Origin of the sequence: Streptomyces sp. NBC_00335 (assembly GCF_036127095.1) — a bacterium.
Lineage (GTDB): Bacteria > Actinomycetota > Actinomycetes > Streptomycetales > Streptomycetaceae > Streptomyces.
Map to the genome: position 1 here is coordinate 3,758,985 of NZ_CP108006.1, position 15,344 is coordinate 3,774,328.

A 15,344-nucleotide genomic window follows, 5' to 3' on the forward strand; every position below is an offset into this window, starting at 1 on the left:
CTCACCCCAATGACGCGACGGGGACCGGGAATGTTTCAGCCGATCTCAAACTGATGCGGACCCGGTCTCAGAGCCGGTCCCGGACCCCTTCTCGGACCCGGTCTCGGACCCCTTCTCGGACGCGCTCTCGGAGAGGTCGTGGAAGTACACGTGGAACTCCTCCCGCACGAACCCCTCGGCCTCGTACAGCCCTTGGGCGACGAGGTTGTCGTACGCCGTCTCCAGCTGCACGCCAGAGACCCCGGCCTCCCTCGCCCGGCGCAGCACCTCGCGCAGCAGCGCGCGGCCCGCGCCCGTACGGCGGCCGGCGGGGGCCACGTAGAGGTCGCCCAGCAGCCACGCGGGCTTCATGGCCAGCGAGGAGAACATCGGATAGACCTGCGCGAAGCCGACCGTGCCCGCACCGGGGACCTCGGCCAGCAGGATGAAGGAGTCCCCGCCCGCCAGCCGCTCCGCCAGGAAGGCGCGCGGCCGCTCCGGGTCCTCGACCTCCACCTCGTAGAACTCCAGGTAGCCGCGGAAGAGCTCGGCGGCGATGTCCAGATCCGCCTCGCCCGCCTGCCGCAGGACCACCTTGTCCGGCTCTCCGGCCCCCAGGAGTTCGCCCTGCGTCTTCCGACCGTTCATACCGCTCTCCTTCGTCCACTCCCGCGCGCCGATTCCATTGTGCGCGGGGGGTCCCAATCCACCGGCGCCGCCCTACGCTACGGCCGGGCCGGCAGGGGACCGGCCCGTATCGGGGGGCCACACATGACACCGCTCGGCACGCTCGTCATCGTCTGCGTCGTGATCGTCCTGCTGGTGCCGGTCTGGCTGACCGCCACCTACAACGGACTCGTCCGGCGCCGCAACCAGGTCGACAACGCCTGGGCCCAGGTCGACGTCCAGCTCAAACGGCGCTACGACCTGATCCCGAACCTCGTCGAGACCGTCAAGGCCTACGCCGCCCACGAGCGCGGCACCTTCGAGGCCGTCGTCCGGGCCCGCGAAGCGGCCGTCGCCGCCAGCGGCCCCGCCGACAAGGAACGGGCCGAGGCCGTCCTGCGCACCGGCCTGACCGGGCTGCTCGCCCTCGCCGAGGCCTATCCGGCGCTGCGCGCGGCGGGCAACTTCGACTCCCTGCAGCAGGAGCTGGCGACCACCGAGGACCGCACCGCGTACGCCCGGCAGTACTACAACGACGCCGTACTGGCCTACAACACCGCCGTCTCGGCCTTCCCGGCCCTGCTGGTCGCCGGGCCCCTGGGCTTCCGCGTCCGCGCGTTCTTCGGTGCGCCCGAGGGCGAAACCGGCCCGGTCCAGGTCCGGTTCTAAGTGACCTGGACCTGGTTCATCGGGGCGGCCGCCCTGGTGAGCGCCCTGCTGTGGCTGGCCGCCGTCGGCTGGGCGGTGGTCGCCAACCGGCCCGCGATCGTGGCCGCCGACGGGCCGACGATGGACCTGCGGCCCGAACCGCCCGCGCTGGTGGAGTTCCTGACCGGCGGCTGGGAGTCCGGCCGCGGCGCCCCGCGCGCCACGCTCCTGGACCTGGCCGCGCGCGGGTTCCTCGCGCTGGAGCAGACCGGCCCCGATCCGCGCGACACCCTCGTCCGCATCAGGCCGCCACGGCGCGGGACGGCCGCCGGAGCGGGCGCGGAGGAGGATCTGCTCCCCTACGAGGCCCTGGTGCTGGCCCGGGTCACCGCCCTGGCCTCCGCCGGGGTGCTGCCCGTCGGCGCCCTGGCCCGGGGCACCGAGGACGAGGACCGGCGCTGGTGGCGTGCCTTCGGCCGGGCCGTGGCCGCCGACGCCCGGGACCGCGGACTGGCCCGGGACCGCTACCCGGCGCCGCTGAAGGCCGGTCTGACGCTGGCGGCGGTCCTGCCGGCCGTCCTGGCCGCCGTCCTGTTCGTGTCGCTGACCGGGGTCGGCGGCTGGTTCATGTCCCTCGCCGTCGGCCTGGGCGTGTGGGCGTGCGGCTCGGTACTGGTGGCCCGCCTCACCGGGGAGCGGGAGACGCCCGCCGGTGTCGAGGCCTGCGCGCACTGGCTCGGCGTACGGGAGTGGCTGGCCCGCGACGAGTCCTTCCCCGGGCTGCCCCCGGCGGCGGTGGCCCTCTGGGACCGCTACGTCGCCTACGGCGCCGCCACCGGGGTGGCCCGCTCCGCACTGGCCGTGCTCCCGCTCGGCCCGCGCGACGAGCGCCGCGCCTGGTCCACGTACGGCGGCGGCTGGCACGAGGTCAGGCTCCGCTACGCCCCCGCCCCGGCACGCACCCTGCGCCCGCCGCGCGACAGCGTGCGCCTCGCCCTGCGGCGGATCGGGTCGACCTCGATCGTGCTGCTGCTGGTCGCCTGGTGGCACACGCATCCGCCGACCGAGGTCCGCCTTCCGGTGCCGAGCGTCCCGCTGCTGGTCGTGGAGCTGGTCCTGCTGATCGGCGCGCTCATGGGCTCCCGCTGGCTGTGGACCGGCCGGCGGCCCGTGATCCCGCTCGCGGCGTACGTGTACGGCGGCTTGCTCGCCTTCGTCGGCTCCACCTGGGGGCTCCAGGCCTCCGGGAACTGGACGGTGCCGCCCCGGGCGGTGTGGGCGCAGCTGCCTCCGGTGCTGATCACCGGTCCCGTGCTGCTCTGGTACCTCTTCCTCCTCGCCGCCGCCCTGCTGGACCTGTCCCGGCGGGCCTGGACCGAGGGCGAGGTGGTGCGGCTGCGCACCGGGAGGGGGGTGCGCCACCTGGCGCTCGACCCGGGCGGCCGGACCACGGTCACGGCCTGGCCCGTACGGTCCGGGCTGTACGGGCCGCTGCGCGAGGGGGCGGTCGTACGGGTGCTGCGGGGACCGGTGCTCGGGCACGTCTACGAGGTCGTGCTGGTGACGCCCTCACCGCAGGGCGAGCTGTTCCCGGAGGCGGACCCGTCCGAGTCCGAGGTCTCCGACTCCGGCTCCGGCGCGGAGGACTCCGAGTCCGGGTCCGGCTCCGGCTCCGGGGAGGCCCCCGGGCTGCCCGGACTCACCGTCCCCGCCGCCCTCTCCACGCTCCTGCGGCGGGGTGATCCGCAGGAGTTCCTCCCGGTCGCCGAAGCCGCCCGGATCCTGCGCGTACGGCTACGGGCGTCGGACACCCTGCCCGGCCTCGGCATCGTCACCTACGTCACCCCGGACGGCCGCACCGCCCTGCTGCTGCAGACCGCCTCGGGGGCCCTCGGCCGACGTCTCCTCGCCACCCACAAGCGGCGCGCCGTCCCGGTCGGCGCGGGTGAGGCCGACGTGGCCTACGCGCGGGGGCGGCGGCTGGTGCTGCGCCGCGGCGAGCACGTCCTGATGCTCGAACTCCCGGACGGCGCCGACCCGTCGGCCCTGCCGGCGCTCGCCGAGGAGGCGGCCCGCCGGATGGTCAGTGGTCCTCGTCCCCGGTGACGGGCTGGGCGGGCAGCGTGTAGACGTGCTGCGGGGTCACGATCTTGGTGATCGCCTCCCCGAACAGCGTGCTCGGCTCCTCGCCCTCGGCGGAGATGTCGGTGTTGAGGAGCACCACCAGGGTGGCATCGGACTGCTCCGGGTTGTAGACGGTCAGGGACTGGTAGCCGGGCAGCGAGCCGTTGTGCCCGATCCACCCCTGGACGTTGAAGATCCCCAGTCCGTAGCCGGTGCCCGGCAGGGCCGGTACGACATCGAGGCGCTCGGCCTGGGTGGCGGGGGTGAGCAGCTCACCCGTGGCCAGCACCTTGGCCCACCGCCGCATGTCCGGGAGGTCGGAGATCATCGCTCCGGCGGCCCAGCCCCAGGAGGGGTTCCAGTCGGCCGCGTCCTCGGTCTTCCCCGAGGCCGTCTGGTCCGTGTAGCCCTGGGCGTGCGGGGTCGGGAACTCGGCGCCGGTCGGGAAGAGGGTGTTCTTCAGCCCGGCGGGCTCGATGACCTCCTCGGTGAGGTAGTCGGCGAGCGTCTGCCCGCTGATCTTCTCCACGACGAGCCCGATCAGGATCAGGTTGGTGTTGCAGTAGGAGAACTGCGCGTTCGGCTCGAAGAGCACCGGGTGCTTGAAGGAGTACGCGAGCAGCTCCTGCGGGGTGAAGGGCCGCCGGGGATCGCTGGTCAGCGCCTTGAAGAAGCCTTCGTCGGCCGAGTAGTTGAACAGCCCGCTGCGCATGCCGGCCAGCTCGCGCAGGGTGATGCGGTCGCCGTTGGGAACGCCGTCGACGTACTTGCCGATGGGGTCGTCCAGCCCGATCTTCTTCTCGTCGACGAGCTTCAGCATCGCGGTCACGGTGAAGGTCTTGGTCTCGCTGCCGATCCGCATGTTGAGGCCGTCGGTCATGGACGCCCCGGTGGCCTTGTCGGCCACGCCGAAGGCCCGTACGTACTCTCCCTTGCCCGGCGCCGACAGGACCACTTGGACCCCGGGCACCTTGGCCTCGTCCATCACCTTCCGGATGGCGTCGTCCAACTGCCGCGCCACGGCGGGGGTGAGCTGCGGAAACTCATCGGAGACGGCCGAACTGCTCGCCGCCGGAGGTGTCGGGGCATCCACTGCGTACCCGGCACCGGCCCCCACGGGCACCATCAGGAGCCCCACTGCGGCCGCCCCCACAGCCGCCCTGCGCAACCGTGTCGTGCTCACCCGTCCAACGTAGCCCCGGGCCGGGGGCCGGGCGACCGGAAGGGCCGGCTCGGGCTCAATCGGCCCGATAGGCCCGCAGGAAGGCGCCCACGCCGCCCGCGATCAGGCGGTCCGTCTGCTCCTTGGGCAGGGGCACGACCCCGTAGTGCGAGAGCTGCCAGACGGTGTGCGAGGTCAGTGCCATGAAGTGGGCGCCGGCCATCATCGCGTCACCGCGCAGGTCGATCAGCCCGGCCGCTTCGAGGCCCTCCAGCGCGTCGGCAAGCGCGCGGGACACCGGGCCGGGGCCGGCGTTCACCCAGGCTTCCAGCACCTCGGGCGGCACGTGGTCGGCCTCGGCGTGGATGTGGCGGACGAGCGCGAAGTGGTCGGCGTAGTCGGTCAGGAGCCCGATGACCCGGTGGGCGAAGTCGACCAGGTCCCGCTCCAGGTCCTCGGGGCGGGGCGGGCGCACGGGGTTCAGGACGGCTTCGATCTGGGCGATCTGGGCGTCGCGCACCTGCGTCGAGGTCCAGGTGACGACGGTGGCGAAGAGCATCGCCTTGCCGCCCGGGAAGTGGTTGTAGAGCGTGCGGGTCGAGATGCCGGCCGCGGCGGCGAGCCCGTCGACCGTGGCCCGGGCGTAGCCCTCACGGCCGAAGACCCCGCAGGACGCGCTCGCGATGGCGAGCTGCTTCTCCAGCTTCTTGGCATTGGTTCCGGGGGTTCCGGCTCCGGGGGTTCCGGCTCCGGGGGTTCCGGCTCCGGGGATTCCAGGGGTTCCGGTGCTCACTGCGCCTCCACGCGGGAAAAACAACGACCGAGAAGTACAACGACCGTTGCACTTTTTACAACGCCCGTTGTACTTTACCGGAGGAGCGGCCGTACCGAACGGCCGCCCCGCCAACGAGGGGACCCTGCCATGCCCGTCACCAACGCTTCCACTCCCGCCACCGCGCCCCACGAGGACGCGCCGCTGCGCGTCGCCGTCATCCTCGGCAGCGTCCGCGAGGGCCGTCAGGGCCCCGCCGTCGCCGACTGGTTCCTCGGCGCCGCGCACGCCCTCGGCGGCCTCGACCTCGACCTCATCGACCTCGCCGACGTCGACCTGCCGCTGGTCATGCCCGGCTGGGGCGGCTCCCCGGACCCGCGGGCGGCCGCCGCCCTCGCGGAGGTCAGCCCGCGGCTGGCCGCCGCCGAGGCCTTCGTCATCGTCACCCCCGAGTACAACCACAGCTTCCCGGCCGTACTGAAGAACCTCATCGACTGGCACCGCGAGGAGTGGCACGCCAAGCCGGCCGGCTTCGTCTCCTACGGCGGCCTCGGCGGCGGCCTGCGCGCCGTCGAGCAGCTCCGGCTGGTCTTCGCCGAGCTGCACGCCGTGACCGTCCGCGACTCCGTCAGCCTGCACGGTCCCTGGTCCGGGCTCGGCCCGGACGGCGCACCGCGCGACACCGCCGTGGCCGAGGGCGCCGTCAAGGGCATGGTCGGCCAGCTGGCCTGGTGGGGACGCGCGCTGCGCGCCGCCCGCGCGAGCCGCCCGTACCAGGGCTGAGGGGCGGCAGGAAGATGCGTACGACCCGAGAACCCGGCGGCCCCGACCAGCCGGCGCCGCCCACGGACCCCGCGATCGCCGCCGGCTCCCCCGCCTCCGCCTCCGCATCCGCGGCCCTGCTCCGGCGCACCGCGGGAGTCGTCATCGTCGGCTCGGTCATGGCGGTGCTCGACATGACGATCGTCAACGTCGCCCTGCACCGCCTCTCCGAGGCCTTCCACGCACCACTCGCGACGATCCAGTGGGCCGCCAGCGCCTACACGCTCGCGCTCGCCGCCGTCATCCCGGCCTCGGCCTGGACGATGGGCCGCTTCGGCGCCAAACGCACCTACCTGGGCGCCCTCACCCTGTTCTCGCTCGGATCGCTGCTCGCCGCGTGCGCCTGGAGCGCCGGCAGCCTGATCGCCTTCCGCGCGGTACAGGGCCTCGGCGGCGGGCTGCTCATGCCCGTCGGCATGGCCATGGTGATGCGCACGGCGGACCCGGCCCGGCTCGGGCGGGTGATGGCCCTGCTCGGACTGCCCATCATCGTCGGGCCGGTGGCCGGTCCGGTCCTGGGCGGCTGGCTGGTCGACTCGGCGTCCTGGCAGTGGATCTTCCTGGTCAACCTGCCCGTCGGGGCGGTCGCCCTGGTCCTCGCCGCGAAACTGCTGCGCTCCGACGCCCCGAGCACCCCGGCCTCCCCGCCGCGGCTGGACGTACCCGGCCTGCTGATGCTGTCCCCGGGCCTCGCCCTGCTCCTCTACGGCCTGGCCCGCGGCGGCGAAGGCGGCACCTTCACCGCACCCGACGCCCTGCTCCCCACCCTGGCCGGCGCCGCGCTCGTCGCCGCCTTCACCCGCCGGGCCCTGACCGCCCGCGAACCCCTCCTCGACCTGCACCTCCTGCGCGACCGCACCTTCCGGGCGGGCATCGCCACGCTCGCCCTCTTCACCTGCGGCTACTTCGGGTCCATGCTGCTCGCCCCGATGTACTGGCAGCAGGGCCGCGGCATGAGCGCGACGGCCGCCGGCCTGCTGGGCGCACCGACCGGCCTCACCGTCGGCCTGGTCATGCAGATCGCCTCCCGCCGCGTCGACAAGGTCTCCCCGCGCCGCCTGATCCGGGCCGGGATCGCGGTGGGCGCACTGGGCATGGCCCTGACCGCCCTCCAGGCGGGCTCACCGGATGCGGCGCCCTGGCGGTTCGTCGGCGCCTCGATCGTCATGGGCATCGGCGCCGGCATGGTCATGATGCCGACGATGACCACCGCGAGCCGCGACCTCCCCAGGCCCCACCTGACCGCGGCGAGCACCCTCCTGAGCATCAACTCCCAGATCGGCGCCTCGATCGGCACGGCCCTCCTCTCGGTCACCCTGACCGAAACGGGCACGACCCCCACGGGCTTCCGCACCACCTACGCGATCGCAGCCCTCCTCCTCGCCCTGGCCCTACTCCCGGCCTCCCGCCTCCCCGACCGCCACCCCTGACCGGCCTCCGGAAAATGCCACTACACCCGCGGGCCGACGGCCGACCCGCATCGCGGTGCCGTGCACGATCGTCACCTCGCTCGCCACAGGAGGCCCGGCCCGCTGGGCATGGCAGTCCCACCCGCCGAGAAGACGCTCCGCGGGGGTATGAAGAAGCCCCAGGTCACGGCGAGTGAGTCCTGGGGCCGATCCGAGCCGACTTCGGGGCACGGCAGGCGGAATCCGGTGCGGCCGCGCTCGGCCCGTGATGGAATCAACACGACAGCCGTAGCGGCTCGACGGTACGGAGTCGACTGCCGTCGGGAGCGAGTCACGATCGTGAGGCCGGAGCACGAAGCACCGGATGGCGTGGCTCTCCGTTTCACGGCGGCGGTGGAGCTTGGGAGGGGCCGGCGGGGACGGGGAGGAATCGTTGAGCGGGCTGAGTTTTGTCGACATCTGCTCGGGGGCAGGTGGACTCGCTCTGGGGCTGGAACGAGCGGGTTTCACGCCTCGACTCCTCTTGGACAACGAGCCGACTGCCTGCGAGACGCTCAAAGCCAACCGGCCGCATTGGAACGTGCTGAAAGCGGACCTCCTCGACTTCGACCCCGTGGACCACCCCGAGGTGTACGACGTCGATCTCCTGGCAGCCGGCCTCCCCAGGGTGAGGTCGAGCGCGACGGTGATGCGTCGGTCGGACGCCGAGTTGCGCCTCATCGAGGCGACCGCCTATCTGGTCCACGCCGTCCAGCCTCGTGCACTGATCATCGAGAACGTGCCCACCCTGGTCGACGAGGACTCCTTGGCCCCGATACGGGACTTTCTCCGCGAAGAATTGGAGCACCTCGGCTACGCACTGACCTGGTTCATCCTGAACGCTTCCGACTTCGGAGTGCCCCAGCACCGCTTGCAAGGCATCGTCGTGGCCGTCAAACAGCAGTGGGCCAGCGCCTTCCGACCGCCCCGACCCAGCGTCCACCAGCACGTGTCCGTCGGGGCGGCGCTGGCGCCGTCGATGCGTTCCTGCGGCTGGCCGGACGCAGACCGTTGGGCGGCCCAGGCGGCGAGCGTGGCACCTACCTTGGTGGGTGGATCCAAGACGCACGGAGGCCCCGACTTCGGACCGAGCGGCACGAAGGCCAAGTGGCGACGGATGGGGGTCTACACGAAGTCGTTCGGAAACGAACCGCCCGGCCCCGACTTCACATGGGATCCGTCACTCGGTGACGACGGACTGGTACGGATCACGGTGGACCAGACCGCCCTGCTCCAAGCCTTCCCCGAAGCGTGGCGGATCTCCGGCCTCAAGACCGCCCGGTACCGCCAGATCGGCCACGCGACCCCGCCGCCGGTCGGAGAGGCGCTGGGACGGGCCGTAGCCGAAGCGTTGAACCGGGATCCGCGAGGGCCCGCGGCCGGCTAGACTTCCGCCACATGACCAGCTCGGCGCACCACCAGCCCATCCTCGACAACCCCTTTGTCCTGGACCTCTTCGCAGGACCCGGAGGGCTGGATGTCGCTGCGCAGGGGCTCGATCTCCCGAGTCTCGGCATCGAGTGGGACAAAAGTGCGTGCCTCACGCGATACGCGGCCGGGCTGGACACTCTTCACGCCGACGTGAGCGCGGCACGCAGGGATTCCTTCGAGTCCCTGCCGCCGGAGATCAACGTGCTCGCAGGTGGCCCTCCGTGTCAGACGTACTCTGTGGCCGGGCACGGCGCCGGACGCCAAGCCTTGGACCAGGTCGCGAAGTACATCGAGCGGCTGATGGCCGGCGAGTCCGACCAGAAGATCGACGAGGATCTGAAAACCCTCACCGATCCGCGCACCGCGTTGGTCCTCGAACCTCTCCGATACGCGATTCAGGCGACCAGGAGCCCTAATCGGGGGCACCGCCCGTACGACGTCATCGTCCTGGAGCAGGTCCCTGCGGTGGCCCCGCTCTGGAGGCACTACGCCAAGGTCCTGGAGGAGACGGGGCTCCCCGACGGGACCAAGTACAAGGTCGTCGTCGACATCCTCGCCACCGAGACCTACGGGGTGCCTCAGACACGCTCCCGCGCTGTACTGATCGCTCGGCGTGAAGGGCTCGGAGAGCCCTCGCTCCCCCGTCGGACCCACCATGCCTATGAAGCGAAGGAATGGAATCGGAAGAACGGGACGCGCGAACCCGACCAGGCCGCGGAACAGGTCCATCAACCGACTCTTGACGACGGCGCCCCCGCATCGAAGAGGGACGAGGAGCCACAGCCCTGGAAGTCGATGCGGGATGCCCTTGGGAATCCGGTGGGCTCGCACCCGGGACGTCCGAAGCCCTTCCTGGTCCGCTCGAACTACGGCAGTTCCGGGATTCCGGGAAGGCGTGGAGTGCGGACCGACCAGCAGCCCGCCGCCACCGTCACCGGCCGCATCTCCCGCTTCGTGGTCTTCGAGCACCTCGACGAGAACATCGTCTACGAGGGCCCTCGGTTCAGCATGAACGAGGCCGGGCTGCTGCAGACCTTCCCGCCGGACTATCCGTGGTCCGGTACGGCGCAGGCCCAGCAGGTGGGCAACGCGGTACCGCCGCTGTTCGGTGCACACCTGCTGAGCGCCGCTCTGGGGCTCCCCAAGCCGGACCCGGAGGCGTTGCGGAAGCCGTGGCAGCCGGCCACGGAGGAGCAGCGGGCCAAGCTGCGTAGCAGCGGCTGCGGGGCCGCCGACGCTTGCACCGACAGGTGCCCGCGCCCCACGGACCAGGTGCCGCCCCCTTCCTCCGTGCGCCCTCGTAAGAGCAAGAAGGCGTCGGCGAAGTAGCCCGAGCAGGGCCCAGGTCAATCCCCGCTCTTCCTGCCCCTGACCGGCGCAGTCTCGAACAGCTCCGCGAAGTAGCCGGTGAGCGCCGCTACGGACTCCTCCGGGACAGGGTCCTCGTCGGGCCCGTTCGGGAGTTCGTACCGCTCGACCGGTGGCGCCGATTCCGCTTCCGCGATCCAGTCCCGCAGTCGGGCGGGGTCGCGGGGCTGGTCCGGCGCGAGGATGTCGTAGAGCAAGGTCGCTCCCACGGTATTGATCGCGACGCTGAGGCCGTTGACCTCTCGCCCGCCGGAGACCTGGCCGCTCCTCAGGAGACGGACCAGGGCCTGAGCGGTGGGACGGTGATCGATCAGCTCGGTCCGGAGAACGGTGTGGATGAGGTCCTGATTTCCGCAGGCGACCTCTACCGGCTCGTAGTCCGACCCGTTCCGGAAGAGTTCGGCCGCCCACCACAGGCGCGAGAAACACTGCCGGTCCGCGGGGCCACGGAAGCGCTCGGCGGCGATGCGCCTTTCCGGCCTGTTGGCCGTCGGCTCCGGCTGGTGCCGCCAGACCACATAGTCCGGGGCCACAGCCAGGGCGAGGTGGTTCCACAGACGCTTGTCCGCCGCTTCCCGCCGCGTCAGGCGCAGCGTGGCATGGAGCCGAGGCGCGAGCCAGGCGTCGGCGCGGGTGCGGTCCTCCCGGAACTCGAACATGGCGTCCTCCACCAGGCTCCGGATCGGCTCGACCCACCACCTGGCGTCGCCCTCGGGGAGCGGCTCGACTACCTTGGCGAGATCGATGCCGCCGTGAACCTGTTCGCCTTTGAGGAGCTCCTCGGTGAGAAACGGATCGACGGCAGAGGTGGCGAGCAGCCCCAGGCGCTCCGGCACGTGGTTCGGTTGGGTGATCACGTCTCACTCTCGCGGTTCATCTGTTCCAGGCTGCGGATGACAAAGGCAAGCGCCTTGGTGGCATCGGCGCGGCGGACCGCCGCGTAATGGATACGCGTCTGTAGCTCCACCCACCCCGATTCGCCGGTGCGCCGGCGATGGACCTGCCGTAGGGCCTCCTCGACATGGACGCCGGGAATCACGTCCGGGAGCATCTCCCGTAGCACCTCGCCCTGCCAGTCGGTGGGGAAGACCGGCCCGCCACCGGGTTCCACCTCGAGATCGCCGATGGCACCGTGAAACACTGCGGTCCAGACGTCGGTGGACATCTGGGCGACCAAGAGGTCACGCACCTTGCTGTCCACACCCGAGCCATTGCTGTCCAGCAGATCGATGACACCTTCGACATCGGTGTTTACGAACACGGTGGGGACCCTGGACGAGGTGTCCACGACCCAGGGCGCGTCGGCGTAGGCCTGGAGCCACTCCCGGGAGCTTCTCTTGAACGACGCTTTCTGAACGTCGAGCTGGAGCCCACGGACGGGCTCGTCCGAAACCGTGTCGATGATCCAACTCCGGTCGGTCTCGGCGATCGACCGTCCGCGCACTCCTTCCACTGTCCCGATGGCGTACACGGCGACGGAGGCCCGCGCCAGGTGATCGTCACGGAACACCTCCAGCGAGCCGGACCAGTCCCGGCCGTCACCCGTGTCGAGCGTGAGATTCGCAGAGGTACGGACATTGGTCTCGCCGTCCGTGAGTACGGCAAGGACACACAGATCCGACCAGGGCGCGTCCGGCGCGTTCGCCCCGGGCGGCAGCGTCGCCGAAACACCGATCCTGGCGCTCACCCATTCCGTGTGGCCCTCGATGCCGAGCGCGACAGCCTGCTGTTGGTTCGAGTACGCGGTGGTCTCCAACTGGTCGCGGGTGCCGTCGGAGAGCTTGAGAGAGACAGAGGTCACTCTGAGCGCGATCGGCCGGTTGAGCCGCTTGTACGGGTAGAACTTCACTGGTCACTCCCCCTTGCCGGCACGGAGTTCGACAACGAGACGGGTGAGGGTGGTCCTGACCGGGTGGCTGGTGGCGTCGGTGGTTCCTCGGAACTTCGCGCGCCGCGCGCCAGGCGTGAAGTACAGCATTCCGTCCACCTCTTCGCACCCTTCGACGCCCACCAGCTCCGCCCAGTCCAGTCTGGGGCGGCCCCCCGAGCGCACGTCCAGCTGAGCCACCGGCATCATCGGGACGATCTCGTCGCCACGCGGGATGCTCACTTCGCCGGTGATCCGCCACTCCCCGGCGTCGCCGACCATCGCGTCGAGCCCGTCCAAGAGTGGAACCACGGGGCCGGCGGGTGTCTTGGCCTTGGGCCTCGTCCGCACCGTCAACGCCTTGCGCAGGGCCTCACCGCCTTCGCCACTGCTGCGCTTCGGCCGTGCGACAAGCTCTCTCGCCGCATTGTTGGCCTCGGCGGTCAGTGCGTTGATCCGCCGGTACGCGGACGGTGACCACCGCAGTGTCAGCTCTTCCGTCTGCCCCCAACGATCGTGCTCGGGAGGTTCCGCCGCACGCAGGAAGTCCTCGGCCTCCTTCGCGAAGGGGGCCGTCTCTCCGGCTGCCGCCCCGACCAGCAGAACGGCCTGGAAAGGATTGGTGCTGCTCGGCAGCCTCGGGACCACGCTCCTCTTGACGGTCATGCGATTGCCGCGCAGCGAGTGCATCCGGTTCTTCGCCCCGTCCCTGTCCCCCTCGGCCTCCGTGAGAAGCAAGACCGCTTGGTGCGTACCGAACGTCCCGTGGGCGCCCCCGGACAACGGCAGCTTCAACGGGACGCTCCGTACCGCCACCTGCCCGGCCTCGGTGAGACGATCCACCGTGGTGCCCTCGTAGTGCGCCCTCAGGGCACGGGTCCGCGCAGGCTGCTCGACAGACGGGTCCACCTGTTGCTCCGCCACGACCTCCTTGCCGTTTCGCAGGGCTCGGACAGAGACCTCCAGGAGGGGGAGTTTGCCGCCCCCGCCGGTCATCGCGGCCCAGAAGTCACGCCCCAGCGCTTCGACCAGTCGGGCGTGCATCGTGTTGATGTCACGCGTGTCCTCGTCGCTCTCCTCGTCGCCGATGAATCCGTCATCGGGATCGGAGGAGTTCGCCGCGAGACCGGCCACATCGTGCGCACCGACGATGAGGAAGGACGTGCCGGGTTCGTCGCTCTCCCGGGCCAGATACAGGTTCTCCACGGTCTCCTCGTCCGCCCACCAGGAACGGGCGACCAAGGCCCCGGGCGAGTGAGGATCAGGGCGCCCGAACCAGGCGGGGCCGGCGTACGACTCGCCGTCGACCTCACGCCACGGCAGTTCGAGGCGGCCGATGACCCGTCGCTCGGTACGTCCCTCGTGAGGCACGGACAGAGTGGAGTTGATGAGGACGAGCCCGAGGGAGCTGGTGGCCCACAGCGTCGCCTTGCCCAAGCCGTACGACCCTCCGGCGCCAGGACCGGACTTGAGGCTCTCCAGTTGGCGTCTGACCACGGCGGCGAACTTGCCGTCCCCGTAATCGTCGCCGGTCAGACCGGAAGCGTTGTAGTCGTCGACTCGCAGCAGGACCAAACGGCCCTTCTCGTACATGTCGCGCACCCCGGCGTCCACGACCCGGCCGACCTTCTGGTTGCCGGCGGTCTCCGAGACGGCGGAGTAGTGCGGAAAGAGATCGTTCCAGAGGATCGCCTCGCGGAAGGCGTCCAGGGCGTCGCCGGTGAGCTCGTGCAGGGTGTAACGGACCTTGACGGGGCGGCCGTTCTCCGTCAGCCTCTCGTCCAGGCTGTTCTGGCACGTCTCTCGCGCGAGGACTTGCACGTCGGCGTCGAAGGCGAAGGCGGCGGCGTTGCCCAGGTCACGGCCGCCATCGGGATAGCCGGGGCGGTGGTACCAGGTGACCGGAAGGCCGGCCTGGGTATCGGTGGTGCGGGTGTGCACCGTACCCACGTCCGTGCCGAGCGCCTTGGCGATGTCCGTCATGGTGGTCGGACGAGGAGTCGACCTGCCGGTGATCCACGCGGACACCGCGGCCCGAGTCAGGTTGAGTTCGTCGGCCAGTTCGGCCTGCGTCTTCCCCGCAAGCGCGAGCTGTCGGGACAGCCAGGGCCCGAATTCCTCACCTGTCTCCACGCGCCGCCTGCCTCTCCTGGGACTCCCATGCCGATCGCATGCTGTGGATCACGAGGCTAATTTGACAAGGGCGCAAGCGTCAACCGGCAGTTGATCGGCTTCGATCGCCAGGCCACTTCAACTCGATGTCCGACTTGCCCTTAATGATCAGGTATTCCCCCTTGCGTGCAGTGCCTCTGCAAGCGGACCACTCAACTCCCCTTATGTGAGCGGGAGTTCGGGTTGCGTGTTCGAGCGAATACCCGATAAGGTCGCCGACGATGGGGATGCCATCTCGCTCGCGAAACCCGAAACCCGGGAGGTCGGGCGACCGGGGAGAAGTGCGCCCAAATTCCGAAACCCCATTCCCGGAAGACGCCTCCAGAGCCGCACAGAAGAAAACCTTCCGCAAAGGGCTGGCTGCACGAGACTTCCATCCCCTAGCGTTAACGAGGACGAAAGTCTCACCCAAGGCTCAGATTTACCCATATCACTTCACACGGGGGACGTGTGCCCAAATGCACCCCTGTGCAGCTGCAGGATGCAACCAACCAGGGGCGGATCAGATGAATGAGCAGGACAGTGAATCGTTGGACTCGTTTCGGGAGTCGAGCGCATTCGAGCTGGCGATTATGACGGCTGGAAGCAAGCCCGCGGTTCTCGAGGTCCTTCACGACCACGACCTGTCCGAGGAGGTTTTCACCAACAGGTTCCCCGGGCTGGCGAAGATGACTCAGGGCCTGCCGGACGTCCCGGACGAGCCTGCTCCCCCGATCTGATTCAGCACGTCAAGGGCCTGAAGTCTCGGTCTCGCAACAAACAACGCCTTCACAGTGAACCCTCTGCTTCACGAAGGCACTGTGGAAAACAACGCCCAGCGCCACGGCGAACGACGGGCCGGCCGGCCCGTCGTTCGCTCTTCATCCGGATCTTTGACACCAGGAG

General features: G+C 70.4%; 13 protein-coding genes. 7 read left to right on the top strand and 6 right to left on the bottom strand.

The genetic code is table 11. The features are described 5' to 3' along the window. Positions 1–45: 45 nt before the first annotated feature. Positions 46–627: a GNAT family N-acetyltransferase gene (locus OHA37_RS16795; RefSeq protein ID WP_266906014.1), complete on the bottom strand. Its 582-nt coding sequence runs from the start codon at positions 625–627 to the stop codon at positions 46–48. Positions 628–750: 123 nt separating this feature from the next. Between OHA37_RS16795 and OHA37_RS16800 the strand changes: the two genes are divergently transcribed. Continuing rightward, the gene (locus tag OHA37_RS16800; RefSeq protein ID WP_266906016.1) at positions 751–1,314 is read left to right on the top strand and encodes a LemA family protein; all 564 of its coding nucleotides are present in this window, start codon (positions 751–753) and stop codon (positions 1,312–1,314) included. Further along, entirely contained in the window at positions 1,315–3,399 is a 2,085-nt protein-coding gene (locus OHA37_RS16805; RefSeq protein ID WP_266906018.1) for a DUF2207 family protein, read from the top strand. On the opposite strand, the gene OHA37_RS16810 is transcribed toward OHA37_RS16805, so the two are convergent. Beyond that, positions 3,377–4,543, bottom strand: a complete 1,167-nt coding sequence (locus OHA37_RS16810) for a serine hydrolase domain-containing protein (RefSeq protein ID WP_266912868.1) — start codon at positions 4,541–4,543, stop codon at positions 3,377–3,379. The genes OHA37_RS16805 and OHA37_RS16810 overlap by 23 nt on opposite strands. A 112-nt stretch (positions 4,544–4,655) precedes the next feature. Continuing rightward, positions 4,656–5,372 carry a TetR/AcrR family transcriptional regulator gene (locus OHA37_RS16815; protein WP_266906020.1) on the bottom strand — a complete coding sequence of 239 codons (717 nt, stop codon included), beginning with the start codon at positions 5,370–5,372 and terminating at the stop codon, positions 4,656–4,658. Positions 5,373–5,501: 129 nt separating this feature from the next. Between OHA37_RS16815 and OHA37_RS16820 the strand changes: the two genes are divergently transcribed. From OHA37_RS16820 to OHA37_RS16835, 4 genes are all read left to right on the top strand, one after another. Further along, the gene (locus tag OHA37_RS16820) at positions 5,502–6,134 is read left to right on the top strand and encodes an NADPH-dependent FMN reductase (RefSeq protein ID WP_266906022.1); all 633 of its coding nucleotides are present in this window, start codon (positions 5,502–5,504) and stop codon (positions 6,132–6,134) included. Between the two features lie 14 nt (positions 6,135–6,148). Next, positions 6,149–7,603: a DHA2 family efflux MFS transporter permease subunit gene (locus OHA37_RS16825; RefSeq protein ID WP_266906024.1), complete on the top strand. Its 1,455-nt coding sequence runs from the start codon at positions 6,149–6,151 to the stop codon at positions 7,601–7,603. Between the two features lie 412 nt (positions 7,604–8,015). Next, positions 8,016–9,008: a DNA cytosine methyltransferase gene (locus OHA37_RS16830; protein WP_266906026.1), complete on the top strand. Its 993-nt coding sequence runs from the start codon at positions 8,016–8,018 to the stop codon at positions 9,006–9,008. Between the two features lie 11 nt (positions 9,009–9,019). Then, on the top strand, positions 9,020–10,381 hold the full coding sequence (locus OHA37_RS16835) for a DNA cytosine methyltransferase (RefSeq protein WP_266906028.1): 1,362 nt from the start codon (positions 9,020–9,022) through the stop codon (positions 10,379–10,381). A 17-nt stretch (positions 10,382–10,398) separates the two neighbouring features. On the opposite strand, the gene OHA37_RS16840 is transcribed toward OHA37_RS16835, so the two are convergent. From OHA37_RS16840 to OHA37_RS16850, 3 genes are read right to left on the bottom strand one after another with little or no spacing between them, the layout of a single operon-like run. Then, the gene (locus OHA37_RS16840) at positions 10,399–11,277 is read right to left on the bottom strand and encodes a DUF6339 family protein (RefSeq protein WP_266906030.1); all 879 of its coding nucleotides are present in this window, start codon (positions 11,275–11,277) and stop codon (positions 10,399–10,401) included. Continuing rightward, positions 11,274–12,269, bottom strand: a complete 996-nt coding sequence (locus tag OHA37_RS16845) for a hypothetical protein (RefSeq protein WP_266906031.1) — start codon at positions 12,267–12,269, stop codon at positions 11,274–11,276. The genes OHA37_RS16840 and OHA37_RS16845 overlap by 4 nt, the downstream gene beginning before the upstream one ends. Before the next feature lie 3 nt (positions 12,270–12,272). After that, entirely contained in the window at positions 12,273–14,420 is a 2,148-nt protein-coding gene (locus tag OHA37_RS16850) for a helix-turn-helix transcriptional regulator (protein ID WP_266906033.1), read from the bottom strand. Positions 14,421–14,965: 545 nt separating this feature from the next. Between OHA37_RS16850 and OHA37_RS16855 the strand changes: the two genes are divergently transcribed. Then, a complete protein-coding gene (locus tag OHA37_RS16855; protein ID WP_266906035.1) occupies positions 14,966–15,178 on the top strand; it encodes a hypothetical protein in 213 nt (70 codons plus the stop codon). Positions 15,179–15,344: the final 166 nt, after the last annotated feature.